This is a genomic window from Bacillus sp. M5A3_1b (genome assembly GCF_053345335.1).
In genome coordinates, this window is record NZ_JBKEZY010000008.1 from 18,538 (window position 1) to 35,184 (window position 16,647).

Genomic DNA, 16,647 nt, shown 5'->3' on the forward strand with positions numbered 1-16,647 from the left:
AAGGCGAATTTTTACTGAATAGATTTTGAGTAAAAACATACTATTCAGTATTACTTATTACAACTACATTGTATGACTTAGTAGTGATGAATGTCAACAGATTTTCAAAACTTTTCTAAAATCCGCTATTACCTATTGTTTACTAAAAATATTTCGAGAAACAACACTACTCTGTATCACCTATTACAACTGCATTGTATGACTTAGTAGTTGTAAATGTCAACTCGATTTTTATATTTTTCTAAAATCAACTATTACCTATTAGATGTTCAGTGACAATAAAGTTGGTTAATTTTAGTCTAAAAAATGTAATAACCACCTACTAAATTTAATTGTTATAGCCTGTAATTTATAAAAATCATAAAATTGGTCAATTCTTCTTCATCTAATGCCCCTTATTGAAAAAAGTAGCTTGCTCCATTTACTAAATTTTCATCCTGTCTTACATAGCTGAATCTGCCTCAACATCTTTTTCACCTAAATTTTGAACAAATCTTAATAGATAACCATCAGGGTCCATAATTAAAAATTCTTTTTGTCCCTTTAATTTAGTATGAGCTCTATACCAATTCTCTTGAATATCAAATTTAATTGGATACTCGTTCTTTTTCAAACTATCATATAGTGGATCAATATCATTTATAATAATTTGAAAATTAATTCCTCTTCCGTAGGGATAAGATAACTCTCCAGTACTCCAATGACCATTTACTTCTTCAATCATAATCTGGCATTCATTTAAAGACAGTAAAGCAAACTTATCCTCTGGTCTTTGATATTCAATTTTAAACAGGAGAATTTCCGAATAGAAATTTAAACTTTGCTCCATATCTGAGACTGATAGCTCTGGTATTAATGCATTGAGTTTGTGCAAAAATGCTTCCCCCTTTGCTTAAGTTATTGATTATTATATTATAACACTTACTATAAATACTTCTTCCATTAAACTACTTCATTAGTCCTATAAGAAGTAAACAACTTTATTATCTCTACACATTAGAGACAGCCAATTTTCTTTTTGAAGAAATTTCACCACATACCTATCCCGCCAAGAAAAGAAAATACCCCAAAACAAATATTCTACATTTTTGTTTTGGAGCGCTATAGGTTAGCTCTTCTTCTTAATAAGACAGATCATCCTTTTGTTACGATAACATTATATCCATATCTTCCGCTGCAGTTGTAATTAGTTTTAAACCGAATGTTTCTTGTAATACATCAAGCACGCCAGGTGAAATAAATTCAGGCGCCTTTGGACCGATGCGGATATCTTGAATACCGAGACTAAATAGTCCAAGTAAAATGGCAACCGCTTTTTGTTCAAACCATGATAGGACAATACTAACTGGCAGTTCGTTCACTTCGCATTGAAAAGCATCTGCTAAAGCGGCTGCTATTTTCACTGTTGAAATTGAATTATTGCATTGCCCTAAGTCAATGTAACGCGGAATCTTTGTACCAGGTACAACACCGTAATCCACATCATTAAAGCGGAATTTCCCGCAAGAAGTCGTTAAAATAACTGTTTCTGGTGGAAGTGACGTTGCTAATTCACGATAATATTCTCCGCCTTTTCCTGGTGCATCACAACCTGCGATGACAAAGAAACGCTTAATCTTTCCTTCTTTTACTGCCTCAATAATTTCAGGAGCTAATGATAATACTGTATTATGATGGAACCCTGTTACTAACTGTTCATCCGACTCCATATGTACTTCTGGAAGTTCTAGCGCTTTTTGAATCAATGGTGCAAAATCATCATTTTCAATTTTTTGTACACCTTCTAAACCTGCAATATCATGTGAAAAGAATCGATCAGAGTACGCCCCTTTAATTGGCATAACACAGTTCGTTGTCGCTAATATAGCACCTGTAAATTTTTCAAAAAGACGTCGTTGATCATACCATGCCTTACCGATGTTTCCTTTTAAATGTTTATATTTTTTCAGCTGCGGATAACCGTGTGCTGGTAACATTTCAGAATGCGTATAAATATTAATTTCTTTTCCTTCTGTTTGTTTTAATAATTCTTCTAACGCAAATAAATTATGACCAGTAACTACAATTGCTTTACCTTCTACATGGTTTTGTGTAATTTGAACGGGCTCTGGAACACCAAAGTGATTCGTATGCGCCTCATCTAACAACTCCATTACTCGTAAAGCCGATTTCCCTACTTTCATAGCCATATCAATATGTTCTTGTTCATTAAAGTTGGAATTTGTTAATGTCATATACAGCGCTTCTTGCGTCGTAGCATCTACAAATGCATCAGTATACCCTAGCTGAGCAGCATGCGTACGATACGCAGCAATTCCTTTTAGCCCAAACACAATCGTATCTTGTAAACTTGCAATTGTTTCATTTTTACCGCAAACACCCTTCACTTTACATCCACCTGTTGGCGTTTGTTCACATTGATAACAAAACATGATCATCCCACCCTCTCCCAATCATTCCTTACAAATCAAGCATAATACCCATTAGGAAAAAAGGATGTGATATCAATCACAATACTAAGTATAAATGTGTGACAGTTCATATTGTTGACATAATATTTTTATTGACACCAAAAAACATTACATAATCATATTGTTCAGGTTTTCAAATATCTAAACTATTGCTGAATCACATAGTTAACTTTCTAGTTTATAGTACGAAAGAACAATTTCGTACTATAAATCTCTTAAGCAAACAGAAATAGACATATAAAAACGCTATTCTTTCTTTTTATTATGCAACAGAAAGAATAGCTTCTTTTCATTTTGAAGAACTATCAATTTTTTGATTAAATATTTTATGAAAAATCACTTTATTTACAATACATTTACACTATCTTAACATTACTTACATTATTTATATGATATATTTATATAGAAACTACTTAAGAAATTTCATGTACATTGTTATCTTTATAATCTCTGATCTGATTGATAAGAGATTATGTTATATTTTCATACCAGGGGTGAATGAGGATGACTGAAACTTTAAAAACACTTATAATGCTCGATATTACTTATGTTGTTATAGCAATTATGACGGTACTGGTATTTGTATACTTGGAATTAAAATCTCAGTAACGTATGCAGGCATAATTGATGGCTTCGCATTTAAATATAGCTAGAAGAAAGCGAGGAGAAAATTGTTTCTCCTCGCTTTTATATTTCCACAGTTTCTTATTTCAACAAATCCAATGTATGTAAAAGCAATCCTTTGTCCCCTACTTCCCCATGACCAGGCACTACTGAATTGATGTTTCCATATCGCTTCAGCACATTCTCAATCGATGCGGACCATTCATTTACATAGGCATCAGCAACGTTCCCTAAATCTTTAGCTTCCGCAGATTTCACTAAACAGCCTCCAGCTAAAATGTTGTATTGTGGTAACCATACGACGATATTATCTTCTGTATGTCCTTTCCCTGGGTAAAATGTTTCTACTTTCATATTTCCAAACTTCAAATTCGTAATCGTTTGTAAATCTCCAAGTGGTTCTTCATATCCACTTTTCTTTGCTAGTTCTGCAGTCAATGCCGTACTATGCGCTTTAATGCCTCTTTCTTTCAATGTTTTAATTCCGCCAATACGATCAGCGTGTGCATGTGTAATAATGACATCTGTTACGCGCTTCTTAAATTTCTTTTCTACCATCTCTATTAATTCCTTCGTTAACTTATCATCCCAAGAAGAATCGACAAGTACTAATCCTTTAGAAGTAGTAAGAACTAGCCCGTTCGAAGGAACTGCTTCTCCGTTAAAATAACCTAACTCCGTATGAACCCATACATTTTTGTTTAACTGAGAAATTGAAATAGTTCCTGCCTCATTTTTTATTACTTTTTGCTCTAGCTTTTGTTCCGCTTGTACAGAAGAAACTGTACTAACAAATTGAGTTATTCCTAGTAAACTAACACATACCCCTAATTTTAATAATGTATTCTTTTTCATTTTCTCCACCCTTTCTTTCAAACGAAATAGTTATTACTTATAATAGACAATTCATCTTATATGTTTGTTCCATCTTTACTTGCATATTTTATGTAAGTAACAAAAAAAAGCGTACAAAATTTTGTACGCTTTAAAACTTAACCTTTTATTCCATAATTCTCAAACTCTTCCTCGTTACCATAAAATACATTCAAATCAATATACTTCTCTTTTCCATTATAACCATTTAATCTCCCGCGGTTCGTGTATTGCCAAAACGTCCATTTTCTCTCGTCAGATAAACTCGGTTTTGTAAAGACACTACGAATCCATATATCACATTGGAGATACGCATTCTTTATATATAAATCATATGCCTCTTGAGTTGCATACAATATTACTTTCTTACCGTAATGTTTTTCTAGCATTTCAATCATGACCGACAACTCTTTCGCAACATCTTCACGCTTAGGTGGATTATCTTTTTTATCAGCATAAAATTCAACATCAATTACGGGTGGCAATGCTTGTTTATATTTTGGAACAGTTTGTATATATTGCTCTGCTTGTGTTTCACCCTTACTCTCAAAACTAAAAAAATGATACGCTCCGACGCGCATGCTTGTCTTATTCGCATTCGCCCAATTTTTCAAAAAGTATTTATCCACAAACGAGCTTCCTTCAGTAGCCTTTATAAACGCAAACTTCATATTTTGCTTTTCCAACTCTCTCCAATCTATATCCCCTTGATATGACGCAACATCTACACCTTTTATTTCATACTTATCCGCACTTATTTGATTCGGAATAAATATGCCGTGAAAAACTAAGTAAGCGACAACACTCATTACACTAATTAAGGTAAAGACTCCTCCTATAATAAGCTTCTTTTTCATTCGTATCCCCCATCTTTACACATTAATATTCCACTTACCATTCACGTTTTTTATTAATCCTCATTTTTTCTTCAAATGCCTTCTCTAAATCAATTTCTAACTTATTTGCTAAGTCACATACATTCCAAATGACATCAAACATTTCTAAACCAATCTCTCTTTTCGAATCTTGTATTTTATCACGCTTTAATATAACTTCCGCTAATTCACCTAATTCCGCCATCGCATACATCGTACGCTCTTCAATTGTTGTATCTTGAAATCCTTTTTCTTTACTGAAATTTGATACATATCTCTGGAATTCCACAATATTCATACTTAATCTTCCTTCATGATAAATACTCTGTTTTCTATTACACTTATATTTTGTTAAATTATAACATTCATACTATAATTTATTTATAACCCTTTAACGGAGGTGTTTTCAATGACCCTCTTCGCTTCCCCATCATTATTCATACTAGCAATTATTTCATTTGCACTAGCCTATTTCATCGGAGTTAAACAATACACTTGGCTCTTATCAGGATTCAATGAACGCCGTGTGCCAGATAAAGGTAAGTTATCAAAAATAGTTGGTCTTTATAATTTAACTGCCGGTGCTATTGCCACAATTGGTAGTGTCTTCACTACTCCTAATGTCAAAATCTTATTTCCTATCATTATAATTGGCCACGTTATAATCGCTGCTTATGTAAATACACGCATGGTGCATTGAAAAAAGATCACCCAAATGGATGATCTTTTTTATAATTTATCAACATATTGCTTCGCTTCTAGTAAAGAAAACCCAAAAGCCTCTCTTACTCTCTTAACTGCTGTAACTGTTTTTCCTTCTTCCATAAGCTGACGCAGCTCTTTATTAATTTCAGGTTCTCTATCTATAATTCCCATTTCTTTCGTAATTAGCTGTAATCTATCTTCCATCCTCTTTAAACGTGCATCCGTTTTCTTTTCGATTTTATTTAATTTTTCAGCAATATAAATAAACCCAAAGACCGCTATCGGTATGATCATCCAAAATTCCATGAATATCCCCCCTATTAGCTTTCATTTGTTTTATTCCACTATCTTATGTAAATTTTACCACGAAACACATTTAATGTATAATAGTAATATACAACAATGTTGATAAAACCTTTTATTTTAGGGGGACACTTTATGAAAAGATTTTTAAATACGTTACTACAATTTGTAGTCCTTTCAATTGCACTACATGTATTATTTGATATCGTTGGCTGGCTTGTTTTCAATGCGCCAATTCAAAACAAACAAATTATTATTTCCTTACTAACAACTTCATGGCTTATGTACATGTACCGAGATAAATTTTTTAAAACATTCACTTCGAATTAACTAAAAAAACTTCATCGATAAAAGATGAAGTTTTTTCTTTTTCTCTCTATTTACTACTGTATAATAGAACTAACATTCTGTCTTTTTAAGAAAGGAGTCACTATGAACTTAAAAAGTAACAATATATACGAAAAAATGAACCAATATTCCGTTGCAGGTTTAAGCCTTGCCGTTATACGTGATGGTACACTAGACAAAGTCGCTGCTTTCGGAACACTTGAATCTGGAACAACTAGAACGGTCACTACGAATTCTATATTCAACTCTTGTTCAATTAGTAAATTCATGACTACAATGCTCGTACTCACGTTATCAGATCAAGAAATGATATATTTAGATGAAGACGTAAATGATAGACTCACCTCTTGGAACATACCTATCAACCTATTTACCTCACAGAAAAAAGTCACCCTCCGAAATTTATTAAGTCACCAATCTGGAATTATTGATCCTCCTAATAGTTTTGAGAATTATACACTTGCACAAGGGCGACCAAAAATGGCTGAACTACTTGTTGGTAAAACATCATATTGCTCCGTACCTATTGAAGTAACTTATAAACCAGAAAGTGAATTTCACTACTCTGATGCAAACTTTTGTATTATCGAATTACTACTTGAAAATATAACTGGAAAACCATTTAACCTTTTACTTGAAGAATATATCTTTCAGCCACTGCAACTGAAAAATAGTATGCTATTCCCTCCTGAAGATATAAGTAAAATAGAGGCCTTTGCTTGTGGACATAATAAGGATGGGATTGTCACAGATGAAAAATATCCATTTTATCCATTCGCAGCTGCTTCAGGTATTTGGACAACACCAACAGACTTATCAGCTTTAGTTATCGAAATCATTCATTCCTTACAAGGAAAGGGCAAACTAAAACTTTCTCAAAAATTAATACAAGATATGCTTTCTCCTCAAGGTTGCTCAAAATGGACTGGATTAGGTATCTTTCTAAATGATTCTAACGAAGACTTACAAATGCATTCACTTGGATGGGGCGTGGGATTTCAATGCATGCTGATATGCTATCCATACCGAGGTAATGGTGCTGTTATTATGACGAACACTGACGTAGGCGTTCATCAAATGGAAGGGATTATTGGTGATGTCTTAAAAACGTTATCCTTATAATATAAGTAAAGAAGCTGTTCCTTCCAGCTTCTTTACTTATATTACATTTTTCGCAACAATTTTTATATGTTCTGGTGCGATAATCTCCGTTATACTTTCTTGGAAATCTTCCTGCAACATTTCTTCAATATGTTCTAGCTGCACTTCAACATGTGTGCATTCTAAATTATGTATATTTAAAAGTGCATAATGATCTTTTTTCTTAATTACTAAATATTGATTCTCCTCTGTTACAAGTATAGAACCTAATCGTACTCCTAGTAGGCGTTGATCATCAAACTTCACAACCATTCCCCCTTACTTTATATGTAATAAAATAACATTTTATGTAATCTATTCTTTATAAACTATATCATAATTTATTAAAATATAAAGTGAAACTTTAATCAGTGGGGGTTTTGTTCATCCCCCACTGATTATTAGTTGAACCAATCGGGCTTTTACGGGCAGTTGATCCCCACCTAACTTCTTTGCTTTCGCTGGATTTTGAGGTAGGAGTCTTACTGCCCGTTAATGCGGGATAAATATCATATTTCCTTTTACTAAAAACCCCCTATTCTTTTATATATTTCGATACAAAAAACTTTCTCAACATAAAATTAGAATTTTCAGTTTTTATTCTTATAAAAATCTATTATAATAAAGTTAATAAATGTTTGACCTCTCCTAATTCATGTACATATGGATGATCAGTAGTCGCTGCTACTGATCTATTTTTTTGCTCCATATTTCCACGAGTAGTTCATTATTTTATTCGCCAAGCCATTAACTCACCAGGTCAATCTAATAAAGGCTTAGTAGTGCTAATTCTAAACCCTCTCCTCATAAAATATAATTCTATTAAAAAACGGATCAATCACAGTTAATTCCATTGTATCCCACGGTGTGCTCTCTATATCAGGTTTTGCATAGGCATAATCTTTACTTGATAAACTAGTATAATAACTTTTTAACCCCTCTATTTTCACGCGAATCGCACCACCTGGCGAAGCATCCCCATGATGCTCTGATAAATGTATGACAGCATCGTGTAACGAAATTTGCATATATAATGGCATATTTTCCTCATACCGATGTTCCCAATCCAGTTTAAATCCTAAAAAATTTAAATAAAATAACTGAGCCTTTTCAATATCAAAAACTCTAAATATAGGTGTAATCATTTATAATTCTCTCCTATTTATAAACATCTGCCGCCAATTCCCTCAAAACATCCACATTTACTACTTCAAAGCAACCATTGTTCTTCTTTATAATCTCTTTATCACAAAAAATATTTAATGTACGTAATAGATGACGATAACTCGTTCCTAACAATTCCGCTGTTTCCGTTAAATTCCCACTAAATACAATTCTATTTCCATGCTGCACCGCTCGTTCCCCTGCTGCTAACATGTAACTCGCAAGTCTATTTTCAAGTGGATATAGTAAATTAATTGTACTATTTTTTGAAAGCCGATTTAACTTATGTGCTAATGATCCGCAAATACACCGTAAAAATTTCGCATCATGAAATAGTTGATTTCTCACTTTCCCTAAAGGTAAACCAACACAATATGAATCTGCCATCACTTGTACGTTTGAAGCTGTCTTTTGAGAATGAATTAACTCCACATCTCCTAACAGCTGCAAACTATCATAAAAGCATAACAATACAGATTTCCCGTTACTTAATGTATTAAACGCTTTCGCTTTTCCTTCAACGAAGAAAAATAAATAATCTATCTCTTCATTCTCTCTACAAATAAACTCATTCTTTTTAAAAAATATTAGTTCCATATACGGTTTCATATCATTACTAAAAAAGGAGTCAATATTATTTTCTTTCATATAATTTGTTAATTTAATAGAATTACATATTTTCTTCATAGTTCCCCCGCCTTTACAACTACTCCCCATTGTAATCAAAATTTTCCCCTTCCACTATGACATATGTCATAGTAATTCACAATTTCAGCATGATACAGTCATTACAAATATGAAAATTAAAGGGGATATTACATTGTACAACTTTCTTTCTGTCTTTATTGGTGTGCTCATCGCCGTTATGCTTCCATTGAATGGGATTTTATCTGAATTAATTGGCAAGTATACATCAAGCGTTGTCATTCACCTTGTCGGTTTAATTGCAGTTATTTTCGTTTTAATCATAAACAAAAATAAAATTTATTTTGATAAAAGCATTCCACTTTTTTTATATAGCGCTGGAGCGATTGGGGTATTCACTGTCCTTTTTAATAATATAAGTTTCTCCGTCCTTGGTGCCTCTATTACGATCGCATTAAGTTTACTTGGTCAATCCATTGCTTCCATCGTTATTGATCATTTCGGCTTATTAGGAATGAAAGTTGCAAAGTTTGAAAAGAAAAAACTAATTGGATTATGTTTCATCTCTTCCGGAATTATAATCATGACAATTTATTAATGGGGGCAAGAAAATGTTATATATTACTATCGCTATTTTAGCTGGTGTTTCTATCGTTGTTGCTAGAATTATTAACGCAAATTTAGCAGCGAAAATCGGTAATTGGGAAGGTACGTTTTTTAATTATATTACTGGATTATTTTTCTCTATGTTATTTTTAATTTTCAGTTCAGATTCAATGTACATTCCTAGTCATACGTTGCAATCTATTCCTATCGCTGTTTACTTAGGCGGATTAGTAGGCGTTATCGTCATCTCGTTATCGAACTATATTACACCTAAAATATCAGCATTTTATTTAACGTTACTCATCTTTATCGGACAATTATTTGCGGGGACTATCATTGATTTCATCTTGTCACACGAACTCTCTATAGGAAAGGTTGTCGGTGGCATTTTCGTACTAATCGGACTCACTTACAATTTACTCGTGGATCGTCCTGTTAAAACTGTGCAGAATAACCAAGTTCAATTATAATACTTTACGCTTCCCTATCATATATTAATAGAAAAGCTCTTCATACGAAGTGATAGAGAGGAGAATATTCTATTAAAAAAATCATTTTACTGCTAGGTAGTGCATTGATTATTTTTGGAATCGCATGGTTTTTCAACTCTGGGAAATCTATTCAAGATTTCTATACAGCAAATAAACCAAAGAAGAAAGCTACTATCCTTTCAACTCAAAGAGATCCAAATGAGCCCCCTGTCTTTTTAGGAAAACAGGAAATAAAAGATATACATGTCGAGTCAATTAAAACAAAAAAGGATATGTTTCTCACAAAAACAGATGAATTAAAAACATTCATTAACAGTATGGATACCGCCAAAAAAGGGAAATTAACATTAGATGAAGAAGGATCAGATTTAATAGACTGTGATATGTGGATTACTTTCGAGGATGGAACTTATAAAAAATATTTTATATGGGTAGTTGACCATCACAGTAACGAAGTGATGATTGCTCAGCAAGATACTCCTGATGATGTAAACCTTACGTACTATCAATTAAATGAAGATAGTTCTAAAAAAGTTTATAACTTATTCAAAAAAATTATTTAAACGAAAAAGTCATGAGCACATGTGAAGTGAGCTCATGACTTTTTGCACTATATATATTCAGGGAACACTTTACATCCCTTTTCCTGTTCTATATCATGTCCAAAGAAAACAATCGGCTTCTTGTTCATCACAACTTCTTTTAAACGTTTAATTGAAGATAAGGCTAATTCCGAATCAAACCCCGCAAACGGCACTTCATCTTCAAAGTTTTCTTTCGTATAAGATGCATCAATCGTTAATAATACAGGACCGGATTTTTCTGTCTCAATTAATAGCGATTGATGCCCTGGAGTATGGCCTGGTGTATGCAATAATTGAACTCCTGGTACGACTTCATAATCACCTTCAATGATTTTGTAGTTTAAATTCGGCAATATACATTCTTTCAAATATTCTTCGCTATGCTGCGCCGCCTCATATTCAGCACGCTGTACAATGATTGGTGTATTTATAAAAGCGCCATTTCCTCCTGCATGATCAAAATGCAAGTGAGAACTAATAATATAAAGAAGGTCTTTCGGCTCATAACCAACCCGTTTTAAAATATTCACGATTCTATCTTCTTCAGTCATTTTCGGTAAAACCCTCCCTTCGACAAATGTACCGTTAAAAAGACCTTCATTATTAACTGCACTTTCTGGCATACCTGTATCTACTAAAATAGGTCCTTTTTCAGTCTCCAAAAGATAACACCAAACCGGTAAGTCTAATAATTCTCCTGGTGTTAATGTACTATTAACAGACGAATGATCCAACATACAACGACCTGCTGGGACGAAATAAAGCTTCTTTACTGTCATTATGTATCCACCTTTAAATTTAGTTTTGAATAAAACAATACAGTAAAGAATTCCTCTTGCTAGAAATAAACTCCTTCTCACTTTTCATTGTTTCAGCTATTATTTTTGAGTCATTCACAAATTCTCCTTACACTATTAATTATTATTCGTTATTTTTCTAAGAATCCAGGGTAATAAATCAACTGTTTGTATTTTGAAATACGAAAAGGATACACACTTAAACGAAGGTTACATAAAAAAGAACCGACTACCTATATGTTAAAAAAAGGAGTCGGTTCTTTTTTATTTATTATCGCTCTTTATGTGCGACGAGCTGAGATTATAAAAGGTAATATGCTATTGGTTTTTCACTGTAATATTTCCATTATGTGTGTTTAATTTAATTATATTTTCTCCCTTTCCAATAACCGTATTCCCGTTATATTTATTCAGGATATTCGCGCTGCCGTTGGCGACAGAAACATTAAATTGAACATTAGTTGGTTCTTTTTCGGTTTCAATATTAATTTTCCCGTTATGAGTCATAAAATTGAGATTTCGATCCAGTTCATTCGTTTTAAGAGTAAGACTTCCATTTTTAGTTTGTCCATCTATTTCACCTTCAACATGGTCTAGCATTATTCGTCCGTTGTTCGATTTCACATGAATATTTTGTGCCAATACATCTTTGAAATCCATAATTCCATTGTTTGCTTCTGCGATAATTTTTGGCGAATTGATTTCTCTTAATTCAACATGTCCATTGCTTGTATTGATATTAAAATGTGTTGCGTTTAGTTTTTTAGCAGAAACGTAGCCATTATTATTGGAAACTTTTAATGAATCATATTGTTTTTCGGGTAGATACACATTTAATGTTAATGGAGCCAATACTTCAGAAATATTAAAGTTGAACCAGCTCTGTTGTTTTTCTTTATAAGAAATGAGAAGCGTTGAATCTTCCTCATCCGTAGCTAATGTTCTTTTTACGTTTGGATTAACCTCGCCATCTAATTTTACTTTCACGTTACTATCTTTTGTAGGATTGATATTAACACGAACGTTATTTGTATCAATAATGACGCTTGACACATTATTATTATTAACGACCTTTTCTTCTGAAATTGGTACTGCAGCAATTGAACGATAAGTGAATAAACTTCCGATCATACCAATAATGAAAATAATACCTGCAATGATTGAAAGACTCTTTTTATTTATCATGCTTCAAACCACCTTTTACTAATGCTATATTGAACTTTAAATAACGAACAAATCCATTCTTTGCTAGCTTCGTTAAAAATAACATAGCAATAACAATGAAATATCCAAGTCCACAAAGTGCTAAAGAAACAAAAAGATTAAATAGCAAGAATGTATTTGGATGTATAATAGTATCAACTAAAACAAGTAATGGTGCGCCTAAAAATGAGATACCTAGAATCCATCCTGAAAAAATTAATGCCGCTAATGTAATTGCAGGTCCAAGCACGATTAACAAATTAAAAAAACCTAATCCAATTACTGCCCAAATTGCCCGAAAAACATTTCCTGTTGTTGCACTTGCTGTTACTTTCTCAATATGATAATCTGCTAATAACTCTTTGGCGATTTGAGCTGGAGAGCCTAATGAAGTTGCAATTTCTTCTTCACTTTTCCCTTCCTCTAATCCGAAAGTAAAATGTTCTTCATAATCTTTTAAAATATCTGCACGCTCTTTATCAGATAACCTTTTTAGAGATACATTTAATTGTTGTAAAAATTTATCTTTCGTCATTACCTACACCTTCTTTAATTAATTGATTGACACCTTGTGAAAACTCATTCCATTCCTCCAAAAGTTGATACAAATACGTTCTACCTTTATCCGTCAGTGTATAATACTTTCTTGAAGGGCCTTCTGAAGACTCCTGTAAATACGTTGTAAAATATTCTTCCTTAGTTAGCCTTCGAAGAAGAGGATAAACAGACCCTTCTGATATTTCAATTCGATTGGAAATATTTCGAACTAATTCATATCCATAACGGTCTTGCTTATCCAGTAAGACAAGAACACAAAGTTCTAAAACTCCTTTTTTAAATTGTACATTCAATATTCATTCACCCTATTCTAATTGATATCCACTACTGTTTATTATTTAGTACTGTTTTATAACGAATAACTACAAGTATAATATAACACTTGGTATTGTTCATTGCAAGGTACACTGGAAAAATAAGTATACCTCTCATCCGACGCTTATAAAATCAGAGTGATGGGTGTTGCTCGCCAGTTACAAAGTTCTAAATGAAGTTGAAACAGCTCTTTTACAAAATGGAAAGAACTCAACTTTTTTACATAATGACGCTTTACCTACTATAATAAAAGAGAAAAACTCTTACTTTATTGGAGGGAATAGAAATGAAAGCAATTGGTTTACATGAATACTTACCTATTGAAGAAGAAAACAGTTTAATTGATATTGAAGTTGAAAGACCTGTTGCTACAGGAAGAGATATACTTGTTAAAATTAACGCTATTTCCGTTAATCCAGTTGATACAAAAGTTCGCTCTCCGAAAGATAAAAAAGAAGATGTAGCGAAAATACTTGGCTGGGATGCTAGTGGTGTCGTCGTACAAACGGGCGAAGGTTGTACGTTATTTAAAGAAGGCGACGAAGTATTTTACGCTGGAAGTATTACGAGACAAGGTACATATAGTGAATACCACCTAGTTGATGAAAGAATCGTTGGTAAAAAACCAAAAACGTTAAGTGATGCTGAATCTGCAGCACTTCCTTTAACAGCTATTACGGCTTGGGAAGGTTTATTTGAACGTTTAAGCATTGATTATAATAAGAAAGATGAGAATACATTCAAAAACATTTTAATTATCGGCGGGGCTGGTGGTGTAGGTTCAATCGCAATTCAACTTGCGAAATGGGCTGGACTGAATGTAATCACAACTGCATCCCGTAATGAAACGATACACTGGGTTGAAAAATTTGGTGCCGATTATATCATTAACCATCACCAACCTTTACAAGATCAAATATTAGAGTTTGGGCTAAAAGATGTAGATTATATTTTCTGCTTAAACAATACAGATGAACATTGGCAAGCAATTTGTGACCTCATTAAACCACAAGGAAAAATTTGCTCTATCGTAGAAAATGGACACCCTCTTGAGATGGGTATTTTAAAAAGTAAAAGTGCTACATTCGTTTGGGAGTTTATGTTTACAAAAGCGATGTACGAAACTGGCGATATGATCACGCAGCACGAACTATTAAATAAAGTAAGCGAACTATTAGATGAAGGTATTTTAAAGACTACATTAAATGAAACACTTTCACCAATTAACGCTGAAAACGTAAAGAAAGCACATGCTCTGCTTGAAAGCGGAAGTACAATTGGAAAAATCGTTTTAGAAAAGTTTTAATAACAAAAAGTCCGATTTCCAAATGAGAAATCGGACTTTTTACTATCTTTATTTACTTGAAATCTCTTGATCATGTGGAACATCTAACGGAGGTCGTTTCCCTATTCCGAAAGCGTAGAAACTAATTGTTACGATAGCTAAGAAAACAATACCTACAACTAGTGAAATACGCGTATCATCGTTAAACCACATTCCAATTAATACCATTATTAAAAAAGCAATCGTCAAATAGTTTGTAACAGGAGCAAATGGCATTTTGAACGGATGATCTTTCATCTCTGCCCCTTTTGCTTTTCTAAAATTAATTTGACTAATTAAAATGACGAACCATGGCACCATACCAGGAAGTACACTCGCACTATATACATATACAAATAAGTTTTTCGGCGCAATATAACTTAATACAACACCAACCGCTAAACCAATTATCACACCAACTGTACCAAATAATGGAACACCGTTACTAGAAATTTTCGTAAAATATTTCGGTGCTTGTCCATTTACACCTAACGTATACAGCATACGCCCCGCACTATAAATACCACTATTACAACCAGACATCGCCGCTGTAATAACAACGAAGTTAATAAGTCCAGCTGCTGCCGTAATACCAACCTTCGCAAAAGTTGCTACGAACGGACTACCAATTGTACTTAATTGATCCCACGGATACACAGTTACAATAACGAAAATAGCACCAATATAGAAAATTAAAATACGCCAAATTGTACTTTGAATTGCTCTTGTAAGTGTCTTCTTCGGATCCTTCGCTTCACCAGCAGTAATACCGATTAATTCCACACCTTGGTATGCACCAACTACAAGTGATAATGCAAAGAAGAACCCTGAAAAACCACCTGTAAAGAAACCGCCATTTGACCAAAGATTTGATATACCAATTGCTTCTCCGCCGTTACCAATTCCAAAGAAAATAAGTCCAAATCCCGCAATAATCATTAATAGAATCGTAACGATTTTAATCATCGCAAACCAAAATTCAAATTCGCCAAATGACTTAACAGAAATTAAGTTAGCTGCCCCAAGAATAACCATTGCGATTACACCTGGTATCCAAGCTGGTAAGTCCGGGAACCAATATTGCATATATGCCCCAACCGCAATAATTTCTGACATCCCAACGATAACCCACTGGAACCAGTTACTCCACGCTGTCATATAACCAGCTAACGGATGAATATACTTATGACCGAACGTCGCAAATGAACCTGTACTCGGCTCCATATACAACATTTCACCCATTGCACGCATAATGAAGAAAATAAAAATACCTGCAATTGCATACGCAAGCATTACTGACGGACCTGTCCATTTAATTGTGCTGGCTGACCCCATAAACAAACCAACACCAATCGTTCCGCCTAAAGCAATCATTTGAATATGACGTGCTTCTAAACCCCTTTTCAATTCTTTGTTTGCCACTTCACTTCCCCCTCTTAGATGATTCATAGCCGCATTTTAAAACAAGATGCTTTCCCCTAATTCCTTTCGGCTTTGAAAATGATGAAACAAACGTCATTTTACACTAGCTTTAAAGCTATCCTAAAATCGTTTTTTGCCTCTTGCAAAATTCTCAAAACCTTTCATCTTCCAATATTCTATAAATCTTAAAATTACTTAC

Annotated in this window: 21 protein-coding genes; 7 read left to right on the forward strand and 14 right to left on the reverse strand. The window is 33.4% G+C overall.

The window, feature by feature from the left end; translation table 11 throughout:
• Positions 1-442: 442 nt before the first annotated feature.
• From ACLBWW_RS21380 to ACLBWW_RS21400, 5 genes are all read right to left on the reverse strand, one after another.
• On the reverse strand, positions 443-874 hold the full coding sequence (locus ACLBWW_RS21380; RefSeq protein WP_088110357.1) for a bleomycin resistance protein: 432 nt from the start codon (positions 872-874) through the stop codon (positions 443-445).
• A 271-nt stretch (positions 875-1,145) separates the two neighbouring features.
• A complete protein-coding gene (gene hcp / locus ACLBWW_RS21385; RefSeq protein ID WP_098131986.1) occupies positions 1,146-2,432 on the reverse strand; it encodes a hydroxylamine reductase in 1,287 nt (428 codons plus the stop codon).
• 744 nt (positions 2,433-3,176) lie between these two features.
• The gene (bla2, locus tag ACLBWW_RS21390) at positions 3,177-3,950 is read right to left on the reverse strand and encodes a BcII family subclass B1 metallo-beta-lactamase (RefSeq protein WP_048543790.1); all 774 of its coding nucleotides are present in this window, start codon (positions 3,948-3,950) and stop codon (positions 3,177-3,179) included.
• A 137-nt stretch (positions 3,951-4,087) separates the two neighbouring features.
• A complete protein-coding gene (locus ACLBWW_RS21395; protein WP_048543792.1) occupies positions 4,088-4,825 on the reverse strand; it encodes a glycoside hydrolase family 25 protein in 738 nt (245 codons plus the stop codon).
• 34 nt (positions 4,826-4,859) lie between these two features.
• The gene (locus ACLBWW_RS21400; protein ID WP_048543793.1) at positions 4,860-5,141 is read right to left on the reverse strand and encodes a MazG nucleotide pyrophosphohydrolase domain-containing protein; all 282 of its coding nucleotides are present in this window, start codon (positions 5,139-5,141) and stop codon (positions 4,860-4,862) included.
• 111 nt (positions 5,142-5,252) lie between these two features.
• Here ACLBWW_RS21400 and ACLBWW_RS21405 point away from each other — a divergent pair, with 111 nt between their 5' ends.
• On the forward strand, positions 5,253-5,543 hold the full coding sequence (locus ACLBWW_RS21405; RefSeq protein ID WP_048543795.1) for a DUF3784 domain-containing protein: 291 nt from the start codon (positions 5,253-5,255) through the stop codon (positions 5,541-5,543).
• Between the two features lie 29 nt (positions 5,544-5,572).
• On the opposite strand, the gene ACLBWW_RS21410 is transcribed toward ACLBWW_RS21405, so the two are convergent.
• Entirely contained in the window at positions 5,573-5,854 is a 282-nt protein-coding gene (locus ACLBWW_RS21410; protein WP_048543797.1) for a hypothetical protein, read from the reverse strand.
• 132 nt (positions 5,855-5,986) lie between these two features.
• Here ACLBWW_RS21410 and ACLBWW_RS21415 point away from each other — a divergent pair, with 132 nt between their 5' ends.
• Positions 5,987-6,181 (forward strand): hypothetical protein, encoded by a 195-nt coding sequence (locus tag ACLBWW_RS21415; protein WP_048543799.1) that lies wholly within the window; start codon positions 5,987-5,989, stop codon positions 6,179-6,181.
• Between the two features lie 102 nt (positions 6,182-6,283).
• Positions 6,284-7,321: a serine hydrolase domain-containing protein gene (locus ACLBWW_RS21420; protein ID WP_048543801.1), complete on the forward strand. Its 1,038-nt coding sequence runs from the start codon at positions 6,284-6,286 to the stop codon at positions 7,319-7,321.
• Positions 7,322-7,357: 36 nt separating this feature from the next.
• Here the strand turns inward: ACLBWW_RS21420 and ACLBWW_RS21425 are convergent, their stop codons facing one another.
• The 3 genes from ACLBWW_RS21425 to yeiL form a co-directional block, all read right to left on the reverse strand.
• Positions 7,358-7,606 carry a hypothetical protein gene (locus ACLBWW_RS21425; protein ID WP_000666938.1) on the reverse strand — a complete coding sequence of 83 codons (249 nt, stop codon included), beginning with the start codon at positions 7,604-7,606 and terminating at the stop codon, positions 7,358-7,360.
• A 524-nt stretch (positions 7,607-8,130) separates the two neighbouring features.
• On the reverse strand, positions 8,131-8,484 hold the full coding sequence (locus ACLBWW_RS21430; RefSeq protein ID WP_048543803.1) for a glyoxalase superfamily protein: 354 nt from the start codon (positions 8,482-8,484) through the stop codon (positions 8,131-8,133).
• 13 nt (positions 8,485-8,497) lie between these two features.
• Positions 8,498-9,190 carry a transcriptional regulator YeiL gene (yeiL, locus tag ACLBWW_RS21435; protein WP_048544259.1) on the reverse strand — a complete coding sequence of 231 codons (693 nt, stop codon included), beginning with the start codon at positions 9,188-9,190 and terminating at the stop codon, positions 8,498-8,500.
• 109 nt (positions 9,191-9,299) lie between these two features.
• On the opposite strand from yeiL, the gene ACLBWW_RS21440 reads away from it, so the two are divergent.
• From ACLBWW_RS21440 to ACLBWW_RS21450, 3 genes are all read left to right on the forward strand, one after another.
• Entirely contained in the window at positions 9,300-9,746 is a 447-nt protein-coding gene (locus ACLBWW_RS21440) for a DMT family transporter (protein WP_048543806.1), read from the forward strand.
• Positions 9,747-9,759: 13 nt separating this feature from the next.
• Positions 9,760-10,224 (forward strand): DMT family transporter, encoded by a 465-nt coding sequence (locus ACLBWW_RS21445; RefSeq protein ID WP_000965807.1) that lies wholly within the window; start codon positions 9,760-9,762, stop codon positions 10,222-10,224.
• An 89-nt stretch (positions 10,225-10,313) separates the two neighbouring features.
• Positions 10,314-10,808 (forward strand): hypothetical protein, encoded by a 495-nt coding sequence (locus ACLBWW_RS21450; RefSeq protein WP_116442960.1) that lies wholly within the window; start codon positions 10,314-10,316, stop codon positions 10,806-10,808.
• Positions 10,809-10,855: 47 nt separating this feature from the next.
• Here ACLBWW_RS21450 and aiiA read toward each other — a convergent pair whose 3' ends face one another.
• The 4 genes from aiiA to ACLBWW_RS21470 form a co-directional block, all read right to left on the reverse strand.
• Positions 10,856-11,608: a quorum-quenching N-acyl homoserine lactonase AiiA gene (gene aiiA, locus ACLBWW_RS21455; RefSeq protein WP_048543810.1), complete on the reverse strand. Its 753-nt coding sequence runs from the start codon at positions 11,606-11,608 to the stop codon at positions 10,856-10,858.
• A 336-nt stretch (positions 11,609-11,944) separates the two neighbouring features.
• Positions 11,945-12,811 (reverse strand): DUF4097 family beta strand repeat-containing protein, encoded by an 867-nt coding sequence (locus tag ACLBWW_RS21460; RefSeq protein ID WP_098706685.1) that lies wholly within the window; start codon positions 12,809-12,811, stop codon positions 11,945-11,947.
• Complete coding sequence (locus ACLBWW_RS21465; protein ID WP_048543814.1) at positions 12,801-13,364, reverse strand: HAAS signaling domain-containing protein; 564 nt, start codon at positions 13,362-13,364, stop codon at positions 12,801-12,803. Before ACLBWW_RS21465 ends, ACLBWW_RS21460 begins: the two co-directional genes overlap by 11 nt.
• Positions 13,351-13,680, reverse strand: a complete 330-nt coding sequence (locus tag ACLBWW_RS21470; protein ID WP_001102638.1) for a PadR family transcriptional regulator — start codon at positions 13,678-13,680, stop codon at positions 13,351-13,353. The genes ACLBWW_RS21465 and ACLBWW_RS21470 overlap by 14 nt, the downstream gene beginning before the upstream one ends.
• Before the next feature lie 308 nt (positions 13,681-13,988).
• Here ACLBWW_RS21470 and ACLBWW_RS21475 point away from each other — a divergent pair, with 308 nt between their 5' ends.
• Complete coding sequence (locus ACLBWW_RS21475) at positions 13,989-15,008, forward strand: zinc-binding alcohol dehydrogenase family protein (protein ID WP_447614228.1); 1,020 nt, start codon at positions 13,989-13,991, stop codon at positions 15,006-15,008.
• Positions 15,009-15,056: 48 nt separating this feature from the next.
• Here the strand turns inward: ACLBWW_RS21475 and ACLBWW_RS21480 are convergent, their stop codons facing one another.
• Positions 15,057-16,448 carry an amino acid permease gene (locus ACLBWW_RS21480; protein ID WP_048543817.1) on the reverse strand — a complete coding sequence of 464 codons (1,392 nt, stop codon included), beginning with the start codon at positions 16,446-16,448 and terminating at the stop codon, positions 15,057-15,059.
• Between the last annotated feature and the right edge of the window lie 199 nt (positions 16,449-16,647).

What these genes read in the sequence shown, in the direction of transcription:
- bla2 (WP_048543790.1), bottom strand. Translation starts at nt 3,950, where the DNA reads ATGAAAAAGAATACATTATTAAAATTAGGGGTATGTGTTAGTTTACTA.
- ACLBWW_RS21415 (WP_048543799.1), top strand. Translation starts at nt 5,987, where the DNA reads ATGAAAAGATTTTTAAATACGTTACTACAATTTGTAGTCCTTTCAATT.
- aiiA (WP_048543810.1), bottom strand. Translation starts at nt 11,608, where the DNA reads ATGACAGTAAAGAAGCTTTATTTCGTCCCAGCAGGTCGTTGTATGTTG.
- ACLBWW_RS21420 (WP_048543801.1), top strand. Translation starts at nt 6,284, where the DNA reads ATGAACTTAAAAAGTAACAATATATACGAAAAAATGAACCAATATTCC.
- ACLBWW_RS21475 (WP_447614228.1), top strand. Translation starts at nt 13,989, where the DNA reads ATGAAAGCAATTGGTTTACATGAATACTTACCTATTGAAGAAGAAAAC.
- ACLBWW_RS21430 (WP_048543803.1), bottom strand. Translation starts at nt 8,484, where the DNA reads ATGATTACACCTATATTTAGAGTTTTTGATATTGAAAAGGCTCAGTTA.
- hcp (WP_098131986.1), bottom strand. Translation starts at nt 2,432, where the DNA reads ATGTTTTGTTATCAATGTGAACAAACGCCAACAGGTGGATGTAAAGTG.
- yeiL (WP_048544259.1), bottom strand. Translation starts at nt 9,190, where the DNA reads ATGAAGAAAATATGTAATTCTATTAAATTAACAAATTATATGAAAGAA.
- ACLBWW_RS21400 (WP_048543793.1), bottom strand. Translation starts at nt 5,141, where the DNA reads ATGAATATTGTGGAATTCCAGAGATATGTATCAAATTTCAGTAAAGAA.
- ACLBWW_RS21460 (WP_098706685.1), bottom strand. Translation starts at nt 12,811, where the DNA reads ATGATAAATAAAAAGAGTCTTTCAATCATTGCAGGTATTATTTTCATT.
- ACLBWW_RS21410 (WP_048543797.1), bottom strand. Translation starts at nt 5,854, where the DNA reads ATGGAATTTTGGATGATCATACCGATAGCGGTCTTTGGGTTTATTTAT.
- ACLBWW_RS21395 (WP_048543792.1), bottom strand. Translation starts at nt 4,825, where the DNA reads ATGAAAAAGAAGCTTATTATAGGAGGAGTCTTTACCTTAATTAGTGTA.
- ACLBWW_RS21465 (WP_048543814.1), bottom strand. Translation starts at nt 13,364, where the DNA reads ATGACGAAAGATAAATTTTTACAACAATTAAATGTATCTCTAAAAAGG.
- ACLBWW_RS21445 (WP_000965807.1), top strand. Translation starts at nt 9,760, where the DNA reads ATGTTATATATTACTATCGCTATTTTAGCTGGTGTTTCTATCGTTGTT.
- ACLBWW_RS21405 (WP_048543795.1), top strand. Translation starts at nt 5,253, where the DNA reads ATGACCCTCTTCGCTTCCCCATCATTATTCATACTAGCAATTATTTCA.
- ACLBWW_RS21440 (WP_048543806.1), top strand. Translation starts at nt 9,300, where the DNA reads ATGAAAATTAAAGGGGATATTACATTGTACAACTTTCTTTCTGTCTTT.